This is a genomic window from Actinoplanes auranticolor (genome assembly GCF_018332655.1).
Lineage (GTDB): Bacteria > Actinomycetota > Actinomycetes > Mycobacteriales > Micromonosporaceae > Actinoplanes > Actinoplanes auranticolor.
Map to the genome: position 1 here is coordinate 115762 of NZ_BOQL01000049.1, position 19880 is coordinate 135641.

The following is a 19880-nucleotide window of genomic DNA, read 5'->3' on the forward strand; positions in this document are numbered from 1 at the left end:
CGGTGTCCGGCGAGCGGTCAGCCCAGCGCGGCGGCCGGGGCGGCCACCGGGTAGTCGTCGCGCAGGTCCTCGGGAGTGGTGGCGCGGCCGAAATGCCACCCCTGGCCGAGGTCCGCGCCCAGTTCCGCCAGCGTCGCGGCGTCCGCCTCGGTCTCGACCCCCTCGGCGACCACCTGGGCCCCGGTGGCCCGGGCCAGGTCGACCAGGGAGTGCACCACCACGGCCAGGACCGGGTCGGCGCTCAGGCCGGTCACGATGCTGCGGTCGAGCTTGATGACGTCGGGCGCGGTGATGACGATGTGCCGCAGCGAGGAGAAACCGGCGCCGACGTCGTCGATGGCCAGGCGCATGCCGCGGGCCCGCAGCGGGGCCAGCACCGCCTTCAGCGCGTCGTAGTCCTCGATCGGTTCGTGCTCGGACAGCTCCAGCAGGACCCGGTCGAGCGGCATCCGCGCCAGAAAATCGGCGCAGTCGTCGGTGAACAGCGTCTGCGGCGAGACGTTCATGGCGACGTAGCCCGACACCCGGTCGAGGTGTTCCCCGGCCCGCCGCAGGGCCAGCACCTCGAGGCGTTCGCGTTCGCCGATCAGATCCGCGTCGGCGAAGCACACGTCGGGCGCCATCTTCCACTCCTGCGGGAACCGGCTCAGCGCCTCGGTGCCGACCCGCCGGCGGGTGGCGAGGTCGACGATGGGCTGCAGGAGCACGAGCGGCCCGCCACCGTCGATCACCGGCCGCAGCCGGTTCTCGATCTCGGCATTGCGCCTCCGCTCCCGGACGCCGGGCTCGATGATCACCGAGGCGGCGTGGGACAGCACCTCCATCAACGCCTTGTCCCGCTTGCTCAGCTCCTTGTCGGCGGCGAACCCGGCAGCGCAGAAGGTGCCGTAGACGGTGCCGTCACTGAGCACCATCGGCACGGACACGAAGCTGCGGATCCGTGGCATCCGGGCCGACGGCAGCTTCATCGCGGCCGGGAAATTCTTGACGTTCGGCATGACCGCCGGCAGCTTGCCATCCATGATCGCCTGGCAGAAGGTGGTCGCCTGGGGCTGGGTGTTGCCGTCCCGGAACACCCACGGCAGCGGTGACTCGACCACTTCCAGATGCTGGGTGGTGCCGTCCATCCGGGTCATGAAGGCCAGGCTGAGCCCGAGCGACTCCCGGGCGGTCCGCAACAGCTCGGCGACCTGCCGTTCCGTCTCGCTGCGCTGCTTGCGCACGATGGTCTCCTCGTTCGGACCGGACGCCACGGCGGTGCCGCCAGACTGCCCCTCTCATCGGCCGGCGAAGCCACCAGCTGAGACCCCGAGCCGCCGCCCCGCGGCGCGCAGCCCGGTCAGGTTCTGCTCGACCCAGCCCTCGGTCAGCGACTCCGTGCCCCGCATGGCCGGCTTCGCGTACAGGTGGAAGTGCAGGTAGTCGATCCGCAGCAGAACGCCCAGCCAGGGCACGGCCGTCTCGTCCGCGGCCCGGAACGGGCGCACCGTGCGGTAGCCGGCCAGGAACGCCGGCCAGTGCGGCGTCCCCGCGACCGGGGCGAGATCCGCCGCGCGGTAGCCGTCCGCGGCCCGGTCCAGGTCGAAGAAGATGATCCGGTCGCCGTCCCGGTGCACGTTGTCCAGGGTCACGTCACCGTGGCAGAGGCCGCGTTCCAGCTCGGCGCCGCGCACCCGGCGCCCGGCCTCCGCCGCCAGCCCGGCGATCAGCGCCCGGTCCGCGGCGTCCGGCACCCCGGCCAGAACCTCGTCGACCAGCGCCGCCACGTCGACGGCGGGCGGACCCGGGAAACCCGTGGCGGCCTCATGGAACGCGGCCGTGGCGACGCCGAAACGGTGATAGAGCTCGTCGGTGCGCGGCTTGGGCGGTTTGCTGCCGGGCACCCACTCCCAAAGCGTGAAAGCCCGCGAACCCTCGGCCGCCGTCAGCGACCCGGCCGGTCGGCCGTCGAGCAGCGGTACGCCCTGAGCAACCCCCGCCCCGACGTGCGCCGCCAGTTCGACCTCCCAGCCGGCGGACCCGTACCCGGCCCGGTAGAGCTTGAGCACCCGCGGACCGGCCGGCGTATCCAGCCGGTAGACGTCGTTGACGAGCGAGCGGAGCAGTACGCAGCCGGTGACGTCCAGCCCGTACTCCCGGGCGGCCACGCGGGCCAGCGCGGCCGGGTCGACGATCGAACGCAGGGTGGGGACCATGCTGCGACCGTACGGCCGCCGCCCACCCCCCGCGACCGCGCTACGTGGCATCCGGCGTGACGCGGGCAGAGGCCGCGAGTCGGTCGGCCAGTGCCGCGACCAGCCCCCGGAGCTCATCCGGGCGCTCGATGACGAACGGCCGGTCCAGCGACGCGAGCACCCCCGGGATCCAGTCGAGCCGTTCCGCCCGCAGCTCGGCCCGCACCCACCCGTCGCCCCGGGGGTCCGGGGACAGCTCGGCCACCGCGGCGGGCAGCCGGCTCCGGATGTGCTCGGCCGTCGCCTGGATCCGCACCCTCACCCGGTGCCGGTACGGGGCTCCGGCCAGCCCGGACAACACACGCTGCGCCGGGTCCACCCCCGCCGGCCGCTCGAACGAGCCGGGCAGCGTCCGGGCGTCCGCGATGCGGTCCAGCCGGAACGTCCGGTCCGCCCCGGCCTCAGGGTCGACGCCCGTCACGTACCACCGCCCCGAGTGCGCGACCAGCCCGTACGGATGCAGCGTCCGCACGCTGCGCCGCCCGTCGCCGGCCTGATAAGTGATCGCGACGGGCCGGCAGTGCCGTACGGCATCAGCCACCGCCAGCAGCACAGCGGTCTCCGGGAGCGCGAACTCGCCGGGCGCGGCCGTGAAGGCGAGCGAGTCGAGCACCGTGTCGAGCCGGCGGGCCAGCCGTTCGGGCAGCACGCGCCGGATCTTGGCCGCCGCCGTCTCGCTCGCCGTACCCGTTGTCGTCGCCAGTCCCGTCCGGCGGCCGGCGATCAGGCCGAGCAGCACGGCGAGCGCCTCGTCGTCGCTGAGCATCAGTGGTGGCATGCGGAAACCGGAGGCCAGCCGGTAGCCGCCGTACCGGCCGCGGACCGACTCGACGGGCACGTCCAGGTCGATCAGGTGGGCCACGTACCGCCGTACCGTGCGCGGGTCGACGTGGAGCCGGTCGGCCAGTTCCGCCAGGGTGCGGGTGCCGCCCGACTGCAGGAGCTCCAGCAGGGTGAGGACCTGGGCGGTGGGTCGGGCCATGGCCGGAAATCTAGCGCGGATAGTGGACCGTTTCTGTCCAGTACCAGTTCTAGCGTGACCGCATGGACATGGTCTCGATCCGCATCATCACCGCCGACGCCGCCCGCCTCGTCGCCTTCTACGAGCAGGTCACCGGGGTGTCCGCGCGCTGGTTCACCGAGGATTTCGCCGAGCTGGCGACCGCCCGGGCCACGCTCGCGATCGGCAGCACCCGGACCGTCGGGTTGTTCGCGCCCGGCGCGGCCCGGCCGGCCGACAACCACACCGTGATCATCGAATTCCTCGTCGACGACGTGGACCTCGTGTACCGCGGCCTGGCCGGCACCGTCGACGACATCGTCGCCGAGCCCACCACCATGCCTTGGGGCAACCGGTCGCTGCTGGTGCGGGATCCCGACGGCAACCTGGTCAACTTCTTCACCCCGGTCACCCCGGCCGCCGTCGAGCGGGCCGCCCGGAGCTAACGGCGGCGCCGCTGGCGGGCGGCCTCGTAGAGCGCCACGCCGGCCGCCGAGGCCGCGTTCAGGCTGCTGGCCGCGCCCGTGATCGGGATGCGGACCATCTGGTCGCAGACCTCCCGCCAGCCCGCGCTCAGCCCGTGCGTCTCATTGCCGACCGCCAGCACCGTCGGCCCGGTCAGGTCGTGCTCGGCGATCTCCACCGCACCGCGCTCGTCGGTGCCCACGACCTGCACCGGTACGCCGTCCGCGCGCAGCCCGCCGGCCCAGTCCAGCACCTCCCGGTGGCTCGGCACCCGCACCACCGGCACCGCGAAGAGCGAGCCCGTGCTGGCCCGGACGGCCTTCGGGTCGTACGGGTCCGCGGCGTGCCCGGTGACGATCACCCCGGCGGCACCGAACGCGTCCGCCGAGCGCACCAGCGTGCCGATGTTGCCCGGCGTGGTGGGCCGGTCGAAGACCAGCACCAGCGGGTTGGCGCCCAGCGTGAGGCGGGTCAGGTCGTCCGGCGGCATCGCCACCACGGCCAGCAGTTCCGGGGCGTCCTCGTCCTTGCCGCCCAGCTCGCGCATCAGCTCGGCGGCCACCACCGCGCGCGGCGCGCCGGCGGTCTCGATGACCTCGCGGCCCCACTTGGACAGGCCGGGCCCGTCCGAGGTGAGCAGCGTCCGGATCTCCCAGCCGCGTTCCACGGCCAGGGAGATCGGACGGACGCCCTGGACCAGGAACTCGCCGGCGCGCTGCCGCTTGTTCCGGTTGGTCAGCAGGGCCTCCCACTGCTGGAACGTCGCATTGCGCGTGTGGATCCGCATCGTCCTGGCCATGGCGACCAGTCTGGTGCAGCCGCGCGCTCACATGTCGGGCGGGTAGCTGCTGTAGTCGGGGAAGTTGCCGTACAGACGCTCACCGGGTTCGCCCACCGTGACGGCGTGCACGAGCAGGTCGCCGCCGACGAACGCGCCCTTCCAGGAGGCACCCCGGCCGCCGAAGCGCCGCCGCGGACCGCCTCCTCGACCTTGCGGCGCAGCTCGCCGGCCTCGGCCGCGCTGATCAGCGGCCCGAAGTCCAGCTCGTCAGGCACACGGCGCCGCCCTGCGACGGGGTCTTGGCGATGACGGCGTTGCCGGCCAGCAGCTGCACCAGCCCGGCGTGCACGAGCACGCTCATCGGATGGTTCCAGGAGGCGATGTTGCTGACCGGTCCGGGCAGCGGTGCCCGCGCCGACCTTGGCCAGGTGCGTGAGCAGGGTGCCGTCCACGGGGGTACGCAGCTCAGCCGGCGTGCCGACGTCATGCCACCGGCCGGCGTAGAGGTTGCGCAGCCGGATCTTCTGCCACCGGTCACCAGCTCCGGGTGGAAAGAACGAGGCGATATCCGTCCGGGTCGGCCACGGTCACTCCCCACCGGTCCCAGTAGTCGCCCTGGGCCACCCGGGTGCCACCGTTGGCCACCAGCCGGGCGACCAGTTCCTCGTCGACCGCCCCGGCCAGGTAGAGCACGAGCAGGTCCTGCTCGGTCGGCGCCGGCTCGCTCGACGACCCGCCGACCAGTTCGAGGTGCCAGGAGGCCGACGGCCAGCCGAGCATGACGATGTCGTGCGGGCCCGAGCCCTCGTACAGCACCTCCAGCCCGAGGCCCTCGACGTAGAAGCGGCGCACGGCGGCGAGATCACGGCACGGACGGGCCAGGCGTACGGAGACCAGCGGATCGATCATCGGACCACCCTGCACCCTCAACCCGGCTCGAACTCAAGCGGCAGACTGGCGGGCATGGCCAAACTTCTCTACTCCGTCACCATGTCGCTGGACGGCTTCATCGCCGGGCCGGGCGGGGACATGTCGTGGCTGACCCCGTACCTGGGACCCAATCCGTACGTGGACGAGCTGATCGGTGACATCGGGTCGTTGCTGGTCGGCAACCGCACCTTCCGCGGTGACGACCCCTACAAGGACACGCCCGCCGAGGGTGAGGCGTTCGGCGGGGGCTGGTCCGGCCCGCAGATCGTGCTGACCCACCACGTCCCGGACGCGGCCTGGCCGGGCGTCACCTTCGTGAGCGACTTCGGCGAGGCGGTCCGGCGGGCCGAAGAGGCGGCCGGCGACAAGTACGTCAACGTGCTCGGCGCGGACGTCGCCCGGCAGTGCGTGGCGGCGGGCGAGCTGGACGAGGTGCTGACCTGCATCGCACCCGTGCTGCTGGGTGACGGGGTGCGGCTGTTCGAGGAGCCGGGCGGCCGTACCGTCAGGCTCGAGCGCCTGCATCTGTCCGGCGTGCCGCTCGCTTCCCTGCTGCGGTTCCGCGTCCTGCCCGCCGGGTGAGCGGCGGGCAGGACGCGACGCTCAGATCTGGTCGTTCTTCAGCAGGTCGCCCGGGTCGATCGCCGCCGGATCGGGCAGCGCGTTCTCCCGCAGGTGGCGGTTGTGCCGCGGCTCCTGCTTGGTCTTCGCATCGTTGAGCTTGCGGCGCAGGTCGTCGCGCACGTCGTTGAGCGCGGCGTGCAGGTCCTCCTCGGAGGAGGTGGTGACGACCTTCTGCCGGCCGGCGATCCAGCACTCCAGGGTCACCTTCTGCCCCGGGGCCTCGCGGTCCTTGACCGACACCTCCAGCTCGGTGGTGTCGGCGTGGAATCCGGCGAGCCGGGCGTCGAGCGTGCCGAACTGCTCGGCGATCCAGTTCCGGTCGCCCTGCGAGAAGCCGGCGCCCACGCGCAGGCACTCGGCGACGGTGGCGGGATTTGCGACTGCGCTCATCGCTGCACCTCCTGTGGCCGGGCGGACACGGACCGGGTGGTGCACAGACGTACGGTCACCATCTTCGCTGACCCTTCGGCTCGGGGATGTTCCTTATCGTCCTGTACCCCCGGCGAAGGGCTGCGGAAACGGACGAGGCGCTCGAATCACCTTCGCGTCAGCGCTGCGGCGGCGTCCGGCGGATCGAGTGGACCTTGGCCGGGACCGGTTCCTCCCCCGTCGCCACGCGCATGCCGTTGAGGTAGCCGTCGGTTTCGCGCTGCTCGCCGTACTCCTCGGTCAGCTCCGCGATGCGCTCCTCGAGCACGTGCAGCTCCCGCTCGCGGTCGGCCGCGAGCTGCGTCCGCAGCTCGGCGAGGATCTCGTCGAACTGCCGCCCGTCGGTCACCGGGCCGTCGCGCAGCTGGTCGATCCGGCGCAGGATCTGGTCGCGGGAGAACGCCACCACGACCGCGAGCCAGGCCAGCACGAACAGTCCGGTGATCACGGGAAAGACCGCGAGCGACGTCAGCGGGGGCGGCGAGGGCATGCCGCCGGGCGGGGGTGGTGGCGGATGCCCGGGCGGCATCCCGACGATCACGGTGATGATGAGCGCGCCGGTGGCAGCCACCGCCGCGAGCAGGGAACCGAGCAGCAGTTTGCTCAGCTGGAGATGCAGTCCGCCCACGGTGGACCCCTGATCGGCGCGGGCCCGCTCAGTCATGGTCCGAGATTACGGACATCCGCTCCCCGGCGCGACACCCGGCAAGCTGATCGTGACGGTCACGCCGACCGGCGGCGGCGCAGGACCTTGCGGTACGGGTCGAGCATCCGGTCGAGCACCGCCTCCAGCGCCTTGCGGTCGGCCTCCGGAACGGGTGAATCCGGGGCGAGGATCCGGCCCAGCTCGTGCACGATCGGATGGGTGACCGGCGGCGCCGGCGGAGGCCCGCCGACCCGGTCGGGGTACGCGGCCACCACGATCTCGTTGATGCTGCGGCCCAGCACGGGCGCGATCCGTTCGATGGATCTGATGGTGGGCCGCTGCTCACCGCTGAGCCAGCGCAGCACGACCGAGGGATCGGTGCCGGCCGCCCGGGCGAAGTGGGTCGGAGTCGGGAACCGCGCAGCCTGGATCGCTTCCTTGAGGTAGCCGCCGAAGCCCGCCTCCGGCGTGGAAGGCGTCACGGGCCAAGGATAGGCCCCGTCCGATCGATACCGGCCTCCTCGGCTCGGGCAATTGGTTGAAAACACATGCACTGCTACCGTCATTGGTTAGATAACCAACGGCTCGGGCGTGGAGCGGAAGGTCGTGGCGGGATGACGCAAACAATGATCCTGATGGGCGTACTGGCGATCTGCGCCGTCTCGGGCGCACTGCTGACCTACCGGCCGGGATGGACGCGCGGCCCGGACGAGCCGGCCGGCAGCTACACCCCGCCGCCCCCGCCGGTCCCCAGCCCGGCACCCGCCGCGACAGCACCGGCCCTGCCGCCGGCGACCACTGTGGCCCCGGGCAAGCCCTCGCAGCCCGTGTTCTCCGTCGCACCGCCGGCGCCGGTCGCGGCCGCCCCGGTCGCCGCGTCCCCCGCCCGGCGCAGCCGCAACAACGGATTCGACCGCTTCGCGCCGCGCGCGGCCCGCACCCGCGCCTGATCCACCCCCTCCCCCGGGGTTCCGCAGATCACAGGGCTGCGGGCCGCCCGGCGGGCAGGCGCCACCCGTCCCCGGTGTTGTACCGGAGGAAAGGTGGGAACATGTCAGGAACGACGAACAGGCACCGGGTAGTCATCGTCGGAGCGGGGTTCGGCGGTCTCTTCGCCGCCAAGGCGCTGCGGCACGCCGACGTGGACGTGACCCTGATCAACGGTACGACGTACCACCTCTTCCAGCCGCTGCTCTATCAGGTCGCGACCGGGATCCTGTCCGAGGGCGAGGTGGCGCCGCCGATCCGCGAGATCCTGCGCAGGCAGCGCAACGTGGACGTGCGGCTCGGCCGGGTCCGCGACGTGGACGTCGAGGCGAAGACCGTCGACGTGGCCGGCCCGGGAGTCTCCTACACCGTCGGCTACGACACGCTGATCTTCGCGGCCGGCTCCTCGCAGTCCTACTTCGGCAACGACGGCTTCGCCGAGGACGCCCCCGGCATGAAGAGCGTGGACGACGCCCTGGAGCTGCGCGCCCGGATCTTCCACGCGTTCGAGATCGCCGACCTGCAGACCGACCCGGCCGACATCGAACGCTGGATGACGTTCGTGATCGTCGGTGCCGGCCCGACCGGCACCGAGATGGCCGGCCAGATCGCCGAGCTGGCCCACCGCACCCTGCCGGGTCAGTACAAGCACATCGACCCGCACCGGGCCCGCGTGGTCCTGGTCGACGCGGTGGGCGCGGTCCTCAACACCTTCGGCGACCGGCTCTCCACCCGCGCCCTGCGCGAGCTGCACCAGCTCGGCGTGGAGGTGGAGCTGAACACCAAGGTCGTCGACGTCGACCCGACGGGCATCGAGGTCGAGACCGTACGCGGTCCCGAGCGCATCCCCGCGATGACCAAGGTCTGGGCCGCCGGGGTGTCCGCACCGCCGCTGGCCCGCCGGCTGGCCGAGGTCACGGGCGCGCGGACCGACCGCGCCGGGCGCATCCACGTCGAGCCGGACGGCACCGTCCCGGGCCACCCGGAGATCTTCGTGGTCGGCGACCTGATGGCGCTGGCGGGCGACGACGGCCGGCAGCTCCCCGGGGTCGCGCAGGTGGCCATCCAGAGCGGACGGCACGCGGCCGGCCAGATCAAGCGCCGCCTCGCGGGCCGGCCGGCCGGTCAGCCGTTCCACTACTTCGACAAGGGCAGCCTGGCGGTGATCTCCCGCTTCTCGGCGGTGGCGAGCATCGGCGGGCTGCGGCTGTCGGGCTTCCCGGCCTGGCTGATCTGGCTGGTGGTGCACCTGTTCTACCTGGTCGGCTTCAAGAACCGGGTGTCGGCGGTCCTGCACTGGGCGGTCAGCTTCCTGGGCCGCGGCTGCCCGGAACGGGTGACCACCCTGCAGCAGGTCCACGCCCGCACCGCGATGCGCCAGTACGGCGATCCCTTCGCACCCGCCCCGGACACCTACACCGGCTCCCGGACCCCGGTCACCTCCGGCGGTTAGGGTCGGCTTCTCGGTCGGGCGGAGGACGGCGGCAGGTATGCGGGTGGCGATGGTCAGCGCCGCTGCTCGGGCCGGGCGGGTGAACGAGGATTTCGCCGGCGCCGTACCGATGGCCGCGGTCCTGGTCGACGGGGCCGGGATCCCCGGCGCCGGAGCGCTCTGCCGGCACGGCGTCGTCTGGTACGCCGCGCGCCTGGGCGGCAGCCTGCTCAGCCTGCTGGCAGTGAGGCCGGACACCGGCCTCAGGACGCTGCTCGCCCAGGCCATCGGGCAGGTGACGGACGATCACCGGGACACCTGTGACGTCGCCGCCCGGCTCAGCCCGTCGGCGGCCGTGGCCGTCCTGCGGGTGTCCGGCGGCCGGGCCGACTACCTGGTGCTGGGTGACGCGACCGTGGTGCTGGACCGGGCGGCCGGTACGCCGCTCGTCGTCAACGATTCCCGCGAGGTGGTGATCAGCCGGTCGTACCTGCCCGCGCTCGCGGCCGCCGGTGCGGACACCGACGAGTACCGGCGGGTCCTGGCCGACCTGCGCAGCCATCGCAACGAGCCGGGCGGCTTCTGGGTGGCCAAGGACGACCCGCGCGCGGCGGACGAGGCGCTCACCGGCAGCTGCCCGGTCGCCGAGCTCACCAGCGCGGCTCTGCTCAGCAACGGCGCCGCCCGGATCGTGGACGAGTTCGCTCTGGCCGGCTGGCCCGAGATCGTGGCCGGCCTGGCGTCGAACGGGCCCGCCGCGATCATCCATCGGGTCCGGCAGGCCGAGGCGAGCCGCGCGGCGACCGCCGACGACGCGACGATCGTGCACTGCACCGAGCTCGGCGGGAGGTAGGTCCTATATTGATCGCCCGACTCGGCTATCATCCCGGAATGGCAATGAATCAGGACGGCTGTGTGACCCCGGCGGTGGCCTTGTTCCACTCCCTCGCCGACGAGACCCGGCTGCGGATCGTGGCCCGGCTGGCCGCGGGTGAGGCCCGGGTGGTCGACCTGACCGGCGAGCTCGGGCTGGCCCAGTCCACGGTTTCCAAGCACCTGGCCTGCCTGCGCGGCTGCGGCCTGGTCGACTACCGGGTCCAGGGCCGGCAGTCGTTCTACGCCCTGACCCGTCCGGAGCTGATGGACCTGCTCGCCGCGGCGGAGGGCCTGCTCGCCGTGACCGGCACCGCGGTCACGCTGTGCCCGGCCTCCGGCGCGGCGGTCACGGCGGTGCCGCGGTGAGCGCCCCCACCGGTACGGCGCTGAGCCCGGCCCGGCGCGCCCAGCTCAACCGGCGCAGCCTGCACCTGGCCTATGCGACCGCCGGCTACAACACCCTCGAAGGCCTCGTGGCCGTCGCCGCCGGAGTGGCCGCGTCGTCGACCGCGCTGCTCGGCTTCGGCCTGGACTCCTTCGTCGAGGTGTCCAGCGCGCTGATCGTCATCTGGCAGTTCCGGTCCCGGGTGCCGGAGTCCCGCGAGCGGCTGGCCCTGCGGCTGATCGCCGTGTCGTTCTTCGCCCTCGCCGCCTGGGTCGGCGTCGACGCGGTCCGCACCCTGCTCGGCTCGGACGAGGCCAGGGTGTCCCCGGTCGGCATCGGCATCGCGGCGGCTTCCGTGGTCGTGATGCCGTTGCTGGTCCTGGCCAAGCGGCGCACCGGCCGCGAGCTGGGCTCGGCCACCGTGGTCGCCGACTCCGTGCAGACCATGCTGTGTACGTACCTCTCCGCGATCGTGCTGATCGGGCTGCTGCTCAACGCCACCCTGGGCTGGTCCTGGGCGGACCCGGTCGCCGCTCTGGTCATCGCCGCCGTGGCCGTCCGCGAAGGGGTCGGGGCCTGGCGCGGTGAGCAGTGCGACGACTGCGCTCCGCCCGCCACCGACGACCCGGACGGCTGCTCGTGCTGCGCGGACACCTCGGCCCGAATACCCGTCGCCGGGGACGGGGTTGCTGAGCCGCGAGTGGGTCGGGCAGGCTGACGGCTCCGACCTCGTGCGCGATACCGCGTTCGGCAGCCCGACCACCGAGATCCTCACCGCCTCGTGCCGGCGGTGACAGTCGTCGCGACGATCCTGGTGTGACGCGGAGTCTCCGGAGTGAGCCCGGTCAGAAGCCGAGCCCGTCGAGGATCCGGACGACTGTGTTGGCCTTGTCGCCGTCCCGCTCGGTGCCGGCCGGCTCAACCCGGCCCGCGATGAGCAGAATGACCTCGTCGACCTTGGCGACGACATCGGCGCGACCGGCGATGACCGCGGCGGTCCGGAGGTCCCGGGCAGGCACCAGCAGGGCAGCCGGGTCGGTGGTCTCTGGCTGTCGGTCCACGACCCGAGCTTAAGAGCCGGCTGCTACTTCCTCACCCGACGGGCACCGAGGTGCGGCGTAGAAGGCCGCCCGCTGACGAGCCGAGGTCAGGCCGCGGCCTCGCCCAGATCGGCCATGTCGATGCCGGCCTCACCGAGGATGCGCTGGACGGCGGCGATGCTCAGCCAGTCCAGGATGTTGTCCTCGTGCACGACGCGGTACCACTGGGTCCGTCCGCGCTTGACGATCTCGACGCGCCACGCGCCGTCGGCCGTCTGCATCGCGTACTGGACCCTGGGCTCCACCCGATCGACGCTACGTCCTGTCGATCAAGGCCGCTACCAGGTAAAACAAACTACGTCGGCGTAATTCACCGCGGCCGTCGACCCGGGTCCGCACCCCCACGGACCCGGGTCGACGGTCACAGCGAGCCTCGCTCAGCCCTTCACCGCGCCCGCGGTGAGCCCTTCGGTGAGGAAACGCTGGCCGAAGGAGTACATGATCACCACGGGGATGCTGACGAGCAGCGACGCCGCGGCGAGCTGTCCCTGCGGTACGACGTCGCCGGCGATCATCGACTGCATCCCGACCGGGAGGGTCTTGTACTCGTCCTTGGTGATGAACACGAAGGCGAACAGGAACTCGTTCCAGGCGTTGGTCAGGGTGAACAGCGCGACCGCCAGCAGTCCCGGCTTGGCCAGGGGCAGCACCACCCGGCGGAACGCCTGGACGCGGGTGGAGCCGTCGACCAGCGCGGCCTCCTCCAGCTCGATCGGGATCGACGCGAAGTATCCCGTCAGCAGCCAGGTCGCGAACGGGATAGTGAACGTCGGGTACGTCAGCACCAGCGACCACAACGAGTCGGTGAGCCGTGCCCCGATGAGCAGCTGGTACAGCGGGATGAACAGCAGGGCGCCCGGCATCACGTACGTCAGCAGCACCGTGACGGTGAAGCCCTGCGCGCCGCGGAACCGCAGCCGGGCCAGGGCGTAGCCCGCCAGGGCGGCACAGATCAGGGCCACCGCGGTGGACGCCGCGGACACCAGCACGGTGTTGAGGTACCAGCGGCCGAACGGCTGGTTGGTGAACAGCGCACTGAACTGTTCCAGGGTCCACGGCGTCGGCCACAGGTCGTTGTCGCGCATGACGACCTGACCCTCGGACTTGAAAGCCGTGACGGCGATCCAGTACAGCGGGCTCAGCACGAAGGCCAGCAACCCGGCCAGCGCGACCCCGGATCCCAGGTTCGCCACCAGGGACGAGGCCCGGCGACCGCCCCGGGAGTTCAGGGCCGAGACCGCCTTGCCGACGGCCACCGCGATCAGCAGCATCACCGCGAGGACAACCGCGGCCTTCCAGAAGATCTGGGGCGACGCCCAGGCCAGCAGACCGGTGAAGGCGACGGTGACGATCCACGGCAGGGCCGTCCGCACCGTCCCGGCCCACTGCGGCATCCGGATCCGCGGGGGCCGCTTGGTGCCGGCGTCCTGGCGCAGCAACCGGACCAGGACGAACACCAGCGCGCCGATGACCGGCAGCATGACCAGCGTGACCGCCGCCCCGGCGCCGTACTGCAGCTGCAGGATCGCCTTCGAGTACGCGACGAGCACGTACGGCGCGGTCACGTCACCCGGGCCGCCCTGGGTCAGCAACCAGATGAGGTCGAAGTTGTTGAACGTCCAGATCGACGACAGGGTCACCGTCACGGTGATGACGTGACGCAGTCCGGGCAGCGTCACGTGGACGAATCGGCGCCACGGCGAGGCGCCGTCGATGGCCGCCGCCTCGTACAGGTCGGCCGGGATGGCCTTGAGCCCCGCGAGGAAACAGACGGCGAAGAACGGCACGCCTTTCCACACGTTGACCAGGATCACCGACGGCATGGCCAGCGACGTGTCGGACAGCCAGCCCGCGGGCCAGCTGTCGATCAGATGCACATCGGCCAGCAGCGGCCCGATCCCGGACGCGGTGAGCAGGGTGTTGACGCTGCCGAAGATCGGGTCGAGCAGCGCGCGCCAGCTGAACGCCGTCACCACCGTCGGCACCACCCACGGCACCAGGAGAAGCCCGGTCAGCACGGCCCGCCCACGGCGCTGACGGTGCAGCAGCAGGGCTGCGGCCAGGCCGAGCACAACCTTGAAGATCTCCGCGTACGCGGTGAAGACGAACGAGTTCACCACGCCCGTACGGAACTGGTCGTCGCCGGCGAGGGAGAGGTAGTTGCCCAGGCCGACGAAGACGCTTTCCTGGCCGTGCCGTTCGGTGGTGCTGGTGATCGCCGACTGGACGATCGGCACCAGCACGAGCGCACTGACCAGTACGGCCGTCGGCGTCAGGAACAGGGCCGCCAGCCGCCAGTCCCGGCCCAGCCGCCGCTGGGTCGTCGTGAGGGAGCCGGGCCCCGGCGACGGGGAGGTCCCCGTCGCCGGCGCCGGTGCTGAGCGGACTGCCGTCACTGCGGCAGCCCTTGCTGGGCAAAGATCTGCACCATCTTCGCGTGGGCGGCCTTCACGGCCTGTGCGGGCGCCGTGCCCTGCACGACCTGCTGCATCATGTCGGTCAGGACGTAGGCGGCGACGACGGCCTGCTGGCCGGCGCTGGCCTTCTGCGGGAACTTCAGGCCATTCTTGGTGGACAGCGGCAGCGGCTGCTGGGACATGGTGCGCAGCATGGAGAACGCCGGGTCGCCGCCGGTGAAGAACGGGTCGGCGTCCCAGACCTTCTCCCAGGCGGGCATGGCCAGACCGGGTGCTTCCTGGGCCACTCCGACCAGTGCCGGCGCGGTGACCAGGTACTGGGCCAGGAGCCTGGCGAGGGCCGGGTTCTTGGCCCCCTTGAAGACGACAAAACCCTGGGACTGGCCGAGCAGCAGGGACTTGTCGGTCGCCGGCCCGATGCAGTCGGAGAAGACGTGGGTGTTGGCGTACACGGGGTTCTTCTTGGTCTTGGAGTCCGCGTAGACGCTGAAGCTGTTGCGGGTGTAGCCCAGGATCCCGGCCAGCCAGTTCTCGTTGTTGCTGGTGTCGGTCCAGCTGGCGACGCCCGGCGGCAGCATCGGCTTGAACTTGGGGTTGGTGTAGATGTCGCCCAGGAAGGTCACCGCCTGCACGGTCTCGGGCGAGTCGAACGTGACCTTGCGGCCGTCGTTGGAGGCGATCGCTCCGCCGTACGAGTTGATCAGCGCCTCGATCATCCCGTTGCCGTCACCGGACCGGTTGATCATCATGCCCCAGCCGAACCGGCGCTTGGCCGGATCGGAGATCGCCAGACACAGGTCGCGCAGCTCCTCCCAGGAGTAGACGTCCTTGGTGGCGATGCCCTTCTCCTGCATCCAGTCCTTGCGCAGGAAGGACCCGATCCCGATGAAGTGGTACGGGATCGCGTACCACTTGCCGTCGAAGACGCAGAAGTTCTTGGCCTCGGCGCAGGGCTCGCCGTACTTGGCCGTCAGCGCCGTGACGACGTCCGTCACGTCCTCCAGGTCGCCCAGCCCGTGGAACTGCGCGATGAACCGCGAGTCGGTCATGAACGCCAGGTCACGCGCCACGCCACCCTCGACCTCGGCGTGGATCTTGGCCACCACGTCACCGGCGTCGGCCTGGACCAGGCTGTTCTCGATCTTGGTCCCGGTGACGCCGGCGAACTTCTCGATCGAGCGGTCGAGCGCCTCGTTGGCCTTGGTCGAGTAAAGCTTCTGCGAGAGCACCCCCATCGAGGCGCCCTTCAACGGCGCCGCGGCGTCGATCAGATCCTTCGGAACGTCGGCCGCCACTTTGGCGGGTGCATCGGATTCGGCTCCGCACGCGGCCAGACCGGCCGCACCGAGCACCCCCACCCCCATTCCCAGAAAACCGCGCCGGGACCACGCCGGGTTGTCCTGCATAGGTATTCGCCTCCCTCATCTCCTCGCACCGCCGCACGCCAGAGGCGTGCTCGGCGAACAGCGTCGACATACCGAAGCCCCGGACGTCACGGCGGTGAGGTGGGCCGAGGCGGCGCTGACGTTGCGGTGCGATCGGGTCACGGGCCACCGCCGTTCGAGATTTCGAACTCAGTTCGAGATATCGTATTGAGTGGACGCGACGCTAGAGGACCACCGAGAGAGGTGTCAATGTTTCAATGCGGTTTCCGGCCGGAACCGGCAAATCGGTCAGCGGGACTGGGCCCGGTACCCCATCCGGGCGGACAGCGTGGCCGCGCCGCCGCGCACCAGCTCGGTCCAGGCGATCTGCGTCTGCGGGGTCCAGCGGATGATCGGCGCGGAGACGCTCATCGCGGCGACAGCGGCGCCGGAATGGTCCCGGATCGCCGCGGCGACGCAGCGCATGGCGCTGTCGGACTCGCCGTTGTCGAACGCGACGCCCTCGGCCCGGACGCGTTCGAGATGGGCCCGCAGCCCTTCCGGGTCGGTGATGCTCTCGGGCGTCATGCCCGTCAGGGCGCCCTTCTTCAGAACGGCGTCCAGGCCCGCCTCATCGAGGTCCGACAGCAGCACCTTGCCGACCGCCGTGCAGTGCGCCGGCAACCGCCGCCCGACCGCGGAGACCATCCGGACGGGGTGCGTGCTGTCGACCTTGACCAGGTAGATGACATCGGCGCCGTCGAGCACGGCCACGTGGACGGCCTCGTCGCACGCGGCGGCGACGTCCCGCGCGACGCCCTGCGCCTCGCGCACCAGGTCGAGCCGGCCGGCGAAGGCCGCGCCGAGCTGGAACAGGGGCATGCCGAGCCGGTACTGCACCGGCTGCCCCGGAACGGAGATCAGGTACGCGCGCGCCTCGAGCGTGACCAGCAGCTCGTGCACCGTGGTGCGGGGCAGATCGAGCCGCTCCATCACCTCTCGGGCCGACAATTGGGGTCGGTCCAGGAACAGTTCGAGGATGTCGAGTGCGCGGATGACCGCCGGTACCACACGGGGCATGTCGATAGTCCCTTCGAAATGCCGGACCGGCACCTGCCGAGGGTAACCGCGCACACTTCCCGCATTACTACAGACTGAGGATAGCCAATGCCGATCTCCCTTCACCACCTGCGCGACGGCGACGCGTCGCGGTGGGCGGTATGCCAGGACGGCGAGTGGGGCCTGCTCGACAGTGCTCTCGCCGACCTGCTCGCCGTACCGCTCGACCAGGCCCGGGCCGTGGTCGATGCCGCCGCCCGCGCAGCCCACGGCGACATGCCCGGCGATCAGGCGCTGCCCCCCGTCGACCAGCAGGAGGTGTGGGCGGCCGGGGTGACGTACCTGCGCAGCCGGGACGGACGGAAGGAGGAGTCCGGGCACGGCTCGCTCTATGACGACGTCTACGACAACGACCGCCCCGAGATCTTCTTCAAGGCCAGTCCGTGGCGGGTCGTCGGCGACCGCGACGCCGTCGGGATCCGCGCCGACTCGGGCTGGGACGTGCCCGAGGCCGAGGTCGGCCTGGTCCTCAACGCGGCCGGCGAGGTGTTCGGCTACACCTTGGGCAACGACATGAGCAGCCGGTCGATCGAGGGTGAGAACCCGCTCTACCTGCCGCAGGCGAAGGTCTACGACCGTTCCTGCGCGCTGGGCCCGGCGATCGTGCCGAGCTGGGCGGTCGGCCCGGGTCCGTTCCCGATCGGGCTGCGGGTGCTGCGGGACGGCAAAGAGGCCTACACCGCGAGCACCTCGACGGCGGAGATGGCCCGAGGCTTCACGGACCTGGCCGACTGGCTGTTCCGGGCGCTGACCTTCCCGGCCGGCGTGGTGCTGCTGACCGGCACCGGCGTGGTCCCGGACGCCGATTTCACCACGCGACCCGGCGACACGATCGAGATAACGTCGGCGGAACTCGGGACGCTGACCAACCCCGTCGTCGAGGTCGGCGACGCCACCACCGGGAAGGGACGAGCATGACCACGATCGAGAGTCACTCCCCGCAAGCGCCGTCGGACATCGTCGTACGCGTGCCCGACACGGCACCGGAGCAGGTGGCGGCCGCGGCCGACGCGGCCCGCAAGGCCGCGGCCGGCTGGGCCCGTGAACCGGCGCACGCGCGGGCAGCCGCTCTGCACGCCTGCGCCGAGGCTGTTGCAGCGGCCACCGGCGAGCTGACCGACCTGGTGGTCCGCGAGGTCGGCAAGCCGCGCGGCGAGGCGGGCGGCGAGATCGGCCGTGGCGTGGCGATCCTGCGCTACTTCGCGCAGCAGGCGCTGCACCCCGAGGGCGAGGTGTACCCGCCGGCCGACGGCGTGTCGCTGCTGCACACCCGGCGCCGCCCGCACGGGGTCGTCGGGCTGATCACCCCGTGGAACTTCCCGGTGGCGATCCCGCTCTGGAAGGCCGCACCGGCCCTCGCCTTCGGCAACACCGTCCTGCTCAAGCCCGCACCGCAGTCGTCCGCGGTGGCGCTGCGGCTGGCCGAGCTGTTCGCCGGAACGCTCCCGCCCGGCGTGCTGACGGTGCTGACCGGCCTCGGCGAGACCGGCGGAGCGGTCGTCGACGCGGCCGATGCCGTCTCGTTCACGGGATCGGTGGCGGCCGGGCAGGCGGTGGCCCGGCGGGCGGTCACGCGCGGCATCCCGGTGCAGTGCGAGATGGGCGGGCAGAACGCCGCCATCGTGCTGCCGGATGCCGATCAGGACGCGGCCGCGGCCGCGATCGCTGCGGCGGCGATGGGGTACGCCGGACAGAAGTGCACCGCCACCAGCAGGGTGATCGTGGTCGGCGATCCCGCACCGTTCGCCGAGCGACTGGCCGCCGCCGTCGAAGCACTCCCCGTGGGCGACCCGGCGGATCCGGCGACGGTGGTCGGCCCGCTGATCGAGTCGCGGCCGCGTGAGGCGATCCGGGCAGCGGTGCACCGCGCCGGTACGGGCGGCGCCCGGGTGCTGACCGGCGCCCGGCAGCCCGAAGGCGACGGCTGGTTCCAGGCGCCGACGGTGCTGGTGGACGTACCGGCCGGCGACGACCTGCTGAGTGAGGAATACTTCGGGCCGGTCTGCGTGGTGCTGGGCGCGGAGTCGCCCGAAGCCGCGGCCCGGGTCGCCAACGACGTCCGGCACGGGCTGGTCGCGGCCGTCTACACGCAGAATCTCGGGGCGGCACTGACCCTGACGGACCGGCTGGACGTGGGGATGGTGAAGGTCAACGCCCCGACCACCGGCGTGGACTTCCACGCCCCGTTCGGCGGCGAGAAGGAGTCGAGCTACGGGCCGCGTGAGCAGGGCACCGCGGCCCGCGACTTCTACACGCGGACCGTCACGGTCACGCTCACGCCGTAGCAGTCAGAGTTTGGCGACCATGCGCCCGAGGGCGCGTGGCGCTATCCGCAGCATCGTGGGCATCAGTCTCGTCTGACCCGGCAGCGCCATCGGCCGGCGCTGCCGGAGGGCCTTGAGCGTCACCGCGGCCACCTCGGCCGGTGGCAACTTCGGCCCGGTGGAGCCGGCGTTCATCGGCGTGTCCGTGGTCGGCGGGAGAACCTCGAGCACGTGGGTGCCCTGGGGCGCGAGCTGGCGGCGCAGTCCGTCGGCGAAGCCGTGCAGTCCGGCCTTGACGGCGCCGTAGGTCGGAGCGCGGGTGGGTGAGACCAGGGCGAAGCCGGAGGTCACGAAGACGATGGCGGCCAGCGGCGGCCAGCGCCGCAACACCTCACCGGTCAGGTGGATGGGTGCGGTGAGATTGAGATCGATCTCCTGATCGAGCGCCACGGTGGCTTCGTCGTCCCCGGCGAAGTCCCGCACGACGAACGTCCCGGCGTTGTTGATCAGCACGTCGAGCCGCCCGAACCGGTCGTCGATCGCGGCCAGCATGGCGGCTCGGGCCTCCGGCACGGTCACGTCGGCCTGGACGGCCAGGGCCTCCGGATGGGCCCGGCTGAAGCGATCGAGCGCGGTCTGCGATCGGCCGCACACGACCACGGAAGCCCCCTCGGCCAGGAAGGACTCCGCGAGACTCAGCCCGATGCCGGAGGTCCCTCCGGTGATGAGAACAACCTGCCCCATAGCGCTACCTCCACAGACTTCGGTATCAGTCGGTACCGAACGCCACCGTAGCACTTCGGAATCGGTCGGTACCGAAGGGGTAC

The 19880-nt window shown here is 71.6% G+C and carries 23 protein-coding genes and 1 pseudogene; 9 read left to right on the forward strand and 15 right to left on the reverse strand.

Annotation, left to right across the window (positions count from 1 at the left end):
• Positions 1-17 precede the first annotated feature (17 nt).
• From Aau02nite_RS29800 to Aau02nite_RS29810, 3 genes are read right to left on the reverse strand one after another with little or no spacing between them, the layout of a single operon-like run.
• Positions 18-1223 (reverse strand): sensor domain-containing phosphodiesterase, encoded by a 1206-nt coding sequence (locus tag Aau02nite_RS29800; protein WP_246595542.1) that lies wholly within the window; start codon positions 1221-1223, stop codon positions 18-20.
• A 54-nt stretch (positions 1224-1277) separates the two neighbouring features.
• Positions 1278-2195 carry a phosphotransferase enzyme family protein gene (locus tag Aau02nite_RS29805; protein WP_212991911.1) on the reverse strand — a complete coding sequence of 306 codons (918 nt, stop codon included), beginning with the start codon at positions 2193-2195 and terminating at the stop codon, positions 1278-1280.
• 40 nt (positions 2196-2235) lie between these two features.
• On the reverse strand, positions 2236-3216 hold the full coding sequence (locus Aau02nite_RS29810; protein ID WP_212991912.1) for a helix-turn-helix transcriptional regulator: 981 nt from the start codon (positions 3214-3216) through the stop codon (positions 2236-2238).
• Between the two features lie 62 nt (positions 3217-3278).
• Between Aau02nite_RS29810 and Aau02nite_RS29815 the strand changes: the two genes are divergently transcribed.
• A complete protein-coding gene (locus Aau02nite_RS29815) occupies positions 3279-3680 on the forward strand; it encodes a VOC family protein (RefSeq protein WP_212991913.1) in 402 nt (133 codons plus the stop codon).
• Here Aau02nite_RS29815 and Aau02nite_RS29820 read toward each other — a convergent pair.
• The 3 genes and pseudogenes from Aau02nite_RS29820 to Aau02nite_RS29830 all read right to left on the reverse strand — a co-directional run bounded on the left by Aau02nite_RS29820 (position 3677) and on the right by Aau02nite_RS29830 (position 5389).
• A complete protein-coding gene (locus Aau02nite_RS29820; RefSeq protein WP_212991914.1) occupies positions 3677-4498 on the reverse strand; it encodes a TrmH family RNA methyltransferase in 822 nt (273 codons plus the stop codon). The two genes, Aau02nite_RS29815 and Aau02nite_RS29820, sit on opposite strands and share 4 nt — an antisense overlap.
• Positions 4499-4745: 247 nt before the next feature.
• Positions 4746-4892 (reverse strand): annotated as a pseudogene (locus Aau02nite_RS48120) (aldehyde dehydrogenase family protein); the annotation flags it as partial.
• Positions 4893-5014: 122 nt separating this feature from the next.
• Positions 5015-5389 carry a VOC family protein gene (locus Aau02nite_RS29830; protein ID WP_212991915.1) on the reverse strand — a complete coding sequence of 125 codons (375 nt, stop codon included), beginning with the start codon at positions 5387-5389 and terminating at the stop codon, positions 5015-5017.
• Positions 5390-5443: 54 nt separating this feature from the next.
• Here Aau02nite_RS29830 and Aau02nite_RS29835 point away from each other — a divergent pair, with 54 nt between their 5' ends.
• On the forward strand, positions 5444-5992 hold the full coding sequence (locus Aau02nite_RS29835) for a dihydrofolate reductase family protein (RefSeq protein ID WP_212991916.1): 549 nt from the start codon (positions 5444-5446) through the stop codon (positions 5990-5992).
• A 21-nt stretch (positions 5993-6013) separates the two neighbouring features.
• Here Aau02nite_RS29835 and Aau02nite_RS29840 read toward each other — a convergent pair whose 3' ends face one another.
• The 3 genes from Aau02nite_RS29840 to Aau02nite_RS29850 all read right to left on the reverse strand — a co-directional run bounded on the left by Aau02nite_RS29840 (position 6014) and on the right by Aau02nite_RS29850 (position 7591).
• Positions 6014-6424 carry an HPF/RaiA family ribosome-associated protein gene (locus Aau02nite_RS29840; protein ID WP_246595543.1) on the reverse strand — a complete coding sequence of 137 codons (411 nt, stop codon included), beginning with the start codon at positions 6422-6424 and terminating at the stop codon, positions 6014-6016.
• A gap of 157 nt (positions 6425-6581) precedes the next feature.
• Positions 6582-7127 (reverse strand): hypothetical protein, encoded by a 546-nt coding sequence (locus Aau02nite_RS29845; RefSeq protein ID WP_212991917.1) that lies wholly within the window; start codon positions 7125-7127, stop codon positions 6582-6584.
• 59 nt (positions 7128-7186) lie between these two features.
• Entirely contained in the window at positions 7187-7591 is a 405-nt protein-coding gene (locus Aau02nite_RS29850) for a helix-turn-helix domain-containing protein (RefSeq protein ID WP_246595544.1), read from the reverse strand.
• A gap of 132 nt (positions 7592-7723) precedes the next feature.
• On the opposite strand from Aau02nite_RS29850, the gene Aau02nite_RS29855 reads away from it, so the two are divergent.
• The 5 genes from Aau02nite_RS29855 (at position 7724) to Aau02nite_RS29875 (ending at position 11507) form a co-directional block, all read left to right on the forward strand.
• The gene (locus Aau02nite_RS29855) at positions 7724-8059 is read left to right on the forward strand and encodes a hypothetical protein (RefSeq protein ID WP_212991919.1); all 336 of its coding nucleotides are present in this window, start codon (positions 7724-7726) and stop codon (positions 8057-8059) included.
• A gap of 101 nt (positions 8060-8160) precedes the next feature.
• Positions 8161-9549 carry an NAD(P)/FAD-dependent oxidoreductase gene (locus Aau02nite_RS29860; RefSeq protein WP_212991920.1) on the forward strand — a complete coding sequence of 463 codons (1389 nt, stop codon included), beginning with the start codon at positions 8161-8163 and terminating at the stop codon, positions 9547-9549.
• 49 nt (positions 9550-9598) lie between these two features.
• Positions 9599-10381, forward strand: a complete 783-nt coding sequence (locus Aau02nite_RS29865; RefSeq protein WP_212991954.1) for a hypothetical protein — start codon at positions 9599-9601, stop codon at positions 10379-10381.
• A 38-nt stretch (positions 10382-10419) separates the two neighbouring features.
• Positions 10420-10770 carry an ArsR/SmtB family transcription factor gene (locus Aau02nite_RS29870; protein ID WP_212991921.1) on the forward strand — a complete coding sequence of 117 codons (351 nt, stop codon included), beginning with the start codon at positions 10420-10422 and terminating at the stop codon, positions 10768-10770.
• Positions 10767-11507, forward strand: coding sequence for a cation efflux transmembrane domain-containing protein (locus Aau02nite_RS29875; protein ID WP_212991922.1), 741 nt, complete (start codon positions 10767-10769; stop codon positions 11505-11507). The genes Aau02nite_RS29870 and Aau02nite_RS29875 overlap by 4 nt, the downstream gene beginning before the upstream one ends.
• Before the next feature lie 127 nt (positions 11508-11634).
• Here Aau02nite_RS29875 and Aau02nite_RS29880 read toward each other — a convergent pair whose 3' ends face one another.
• The 5 genes from Aau02nite_RS29880 to Aau02nite_RS29900 form a co-directional block, all read right to left on the reverse strand.
• Positions 11635-11850 carry a hypothetical protein gene (locus Aau02nite_RS29880; RefSeq protein WP_212991923.1) on the reverse strand — a complete coding sequence of 72 codons (216 nt, stop codon included), beginning with the start codon at positions 11848-11850 and terminating at the stop codon, positions 11635-11637.
• A gap of 86 nt (positions 11851-11936) precedes the next feature.
• Positions 11937-12134: a hypothetical protein gene (locus Aau02nite_RS29885; protein ID WP_212991924.1), complete on the reverse strand. Its 198-nt coding sequence runs from the start codon at positions 12132-12134 to the stop codon at positions 11937-11939.
• Between the two features lie 132 nt (positions 12135-12266).
• On the reverse strand, positions 12267-14285 hold the full coding sequence (locus tag Aau02nite_RS29890) for an ABC transporter permease (protein ID WP_212991925.1): 2019 nt from the start codon (positions 14283-14285) through the stop codon (positions 12267-12269).
• Entirely contained in the window at positions 14282-15712 is a 1431-nt protein-coding gene (locus tag Aau02nite_RS29895) for an extracellular solute-binding protein (protein WP_246595545.1), read from the reverse strand. Before Aau02nite_RS29895 ends, Aau02nite_RS29890 begins: the two co-directional genes overlap by 4 nt.
• Before the next feature lie 267 nt (positions 15713-15979).
• The gene (locus Aau02nite_RS29900) at positions 15980-16750 is read right to left on the reverse strand and encodes an IclR family transcriptional regulator (protein ID WP_212991926.1); all 771 of its coding nucleotides are present in this window, start codon (positions 16748-16750) and stop codon (positions 15980-15982) included.
• 87 nt (positions 16751-16837) lie between these two features.
• On the opposite strand from Aau02nite_RS29900, the gene Aau02nite_RS29905 reads away from it, so the two are divergent.
• Both Aau02nite_RS29905 and Aau02nite_RS29910 read left to right on the forward strand, forming a co-directional pair.
• The gene (locus Aau02nite_RS29905) at positions 16838-17707 is read left to right on the forward strand and encodes a fumarylacetoacetate hydrolase family protein (RefSeq protein ID WP_212991927.1); all 870 of its coding nucleotides are present in this window, start codon (positions 16838-16840) and stop codon (positions 17705-17707) included.
• Positions 17704-19074: an aldehyde dehydrogenase family protein gene (locus Aau02nite_RS29910; protein WP_212991928.1), complete on the forward strand. Its 1371-nt coding sequence runs from the start codon at positions 17704-17706 to the stop codon at positions 19072-19074. Before Aau02nite_RS29905 ends, Aau02nite_RS29910 begins: the two co-directional genes overlap by 4 nt.
• Positions 19075-19077: 3 nt before the next feature.
• On the opposite strand, the gene Aau02nite_RS29915 is transcribed toward Aau02nite_RS29910, so the two are convergent.
• Positions 19078-19797 carry an SDR family NAD(P)-dependent oxidoreductase gene (locus Aau02nite_RS29915; protein WP_212991929.1) on the reverse strand — a complete coding sequence of 240 codons (720 nt, stop codon included), beginning with the start codon at positions 19795-19797 and terminating at the stop codon, positions 19078-19080.
• Between the last annotated feature and the right edge of the window lie 83 nt (positions 19798-19880).